2 protein-coding genes are annotated in these 2,033 nt (G+C 70.5%); both read right to left on the bottom strand.

Translation table 11 applies throughout. The features are described 5' to 3' along the window. On the bottom strand, positions 1 to 1,205 hold a 1,205-nt coding region (locus AOK17_RS15405), incomplete at its 3' end, for a sialidase family protein (protein WP_055613027.1). Between the two features lie 161 nt (positions 1,206 to 1,366). Further along, positions 1,367 to 2,032 carry a response regulator gene (locus tag AOK17_RS15400; RefSeq protein WP_079053039.1) on the bottom strand — a complete coding sequence of 222 codons (666 nt, stop codon included), beginning with the start codon at positions 2,030 to 2,032 and terminating at the stop codon, positions 1,367 to 1,369. Position 2,033: the final 1 nt, after the last annotated feature.

Below are 2,033 nucleotides of genomic sequence, written 5' to 3'. Positions count from 1 at the left end.
CCCTCGTACATCCCCGTGGCCCCCGTCTCATAGAGCACCCCCACCCGGTCCGACCCCAGCTGCACGAGGTCGGAGTACGCGGCCGGCAACGTGGAGAGCGTCTTCGCCTTGGTGAAGGAGCGCCCGGCGTCCGCGCTGCGCCAGACCGCCATGGATTGGCGGACTGTAGGCACGGAGGGCCCGGAGAAGAGCAGCGGCGCCCCCGCCCCCTGGCCGACCCCCGTCAACTGCAGGACGCTGCCCTGCACCACCGGCACGTCATTGAGCGTCGGCTGGACCAGATAGGGCCGGTCGAGCGTCACACCCCCGTCGCTGGAGTAGCTGTCGAGCCGGTTGCCCACACTGCTCCCGTGCTGATCCCGCGAACTGAAGTACAGCCGCCCGTCGGGCAGTTGGGCCACGGCATTCTCGTTCGCGTTGTCGACCCCGTCGTACGAGTCGTCCACGAACCCGACCCGCCACGTCACCCCACCGTCGTCGCTGTAGATCGCGTGCGCCCCGTAGTACTTGGCCTCCTGCCCGGTGTCGGCGGAGCCGGCCGCCGGCGAGGCCGAGTGGTTGGACGGCACGACGAGCCGCCCGGCGTGCGGCCCCCGGGCCAGGGCCACCGCGTGCCCGGGCCCGGTGGCGTACCACCGCCACCCCGGCAGCTTCACCGCCGAGGTGATGTCCCGGGGCACGCTGAAGCGCCGCCCGTCGTCCCGGCTGGTCTGCACGAAGACCCGCCGGCTCTGCTCGGCCGTGACCTCCCCGCGCATGATCTGCCCCTCGGTCACAGCACCGCTGTTGTAGGACGTGAGGAGGACGACCTTCCCGGTACGGGGGTCGACGACGGGCACCGGATTGCCGCGCGTGTCCCCCTTCCCGGCCGCGACGACGGACAGCGGCCCCCAGGTGCAGCCACCGTCGAAGGACCGTCTGAGGACGACGTCGATGTTCCCGGTGTCCCCGGCACCGTCGCGTCTCCCCTCGGCGAAGGCGAGAACGGCACCGGTGCGGGTGGTGACGGTGGCGGGGATGCGGTAGGTGTCGTACCCGTTCTGCCCGGCCGCGTACGGAACGGAGGAGACACACCCCCGCGACGGCCGTTCCGCGGCGAACGCGGAACCGGTGGACGCGATTCCGGAGGCGAGTCCGGCGATGAGCCCCGCGACACCGACAAGGGCGATCGAACGAGGACGAAGACGACGACGCGAGGAAGCCACGGTTTCTCCTGAGGACGCACAGAGACGGACGCGAGACGGCAGACACGGAGAGACATAGGACGTGGGATGTCCACCGGGCAACGAGAAACTAGTGCGCTTCGACGGACAGAGCAATGCCCTTGCAACCAAAGGCAGTTGAGGGGCCCTTAATCCGGACGAACTCAGGCGGCCCCGGGTATCACAAGCCCCGACTCATACGCCACGATCACCAGCTGCGCCCGGTCCCGCGCCCCCAACTTGCCCATGATCCGGCTGACATGGGTCTTCGCCGTCAGCGGGCTGAGCCCCAACGCCTCAGCGATCTCAGTGTTGTTGAGACCGCGCGCGACCAGCGCGAGCACCTGTCGTTCCCGCTCGGACAGCCCACTGGGCCCGCCCACCCCGGACGGCGTCGCGGTGTCCGGCGCGCGCAGGAAGCGGGCGATGAGCCGCGAGGTGGGACCGGGCGAGAGGAGGGACTCCCCCGCGGCCACCGTCCGGATGGCGTCGAGGAGTTCGGCCGGCCGGATGTCCTTCACGAGGAAGCCGGACGCCCCGGCCCGCAGCGCCTCGACGATGTGCTCGTCGGTGTCGTACGTCGTCAGGACGAGCACCTTCACCCCCGCGAGATCCTCGTCGGCGGCGATGAGCCGGGTCGCCTCGATCCCGTCCAGGTCGGGCATGCGGATGTCCATCACGACGAGATCGGCCCGCGCCGACCGGGCCAGCGTCACGGCCTCCCGCCCGGTCCCCGCCTCGGCGACGACCTCCATGTCCCCGGCCGACGAGACGAGCATCGCGAAGGAGGCACGTACGAGATTCTGGTCGTCGGCGAGCAGTACGCGGATC

The sequence above is a fragment of the Streptomyces phaeochromogenes genome, assembly GCF_001418655.1.
GTDB lineage: Bacteria > Actinomycetota > Actinomycetes > Streptomycetales > Streptomycetaceae > Streptomyces > Streptomyces phaeochromogenes.
The sequence above is the reverse complement of the archived record's forward strand: the minus strand, read 5'-3'. Positions and strand labels throughout refer to the sequence as shown.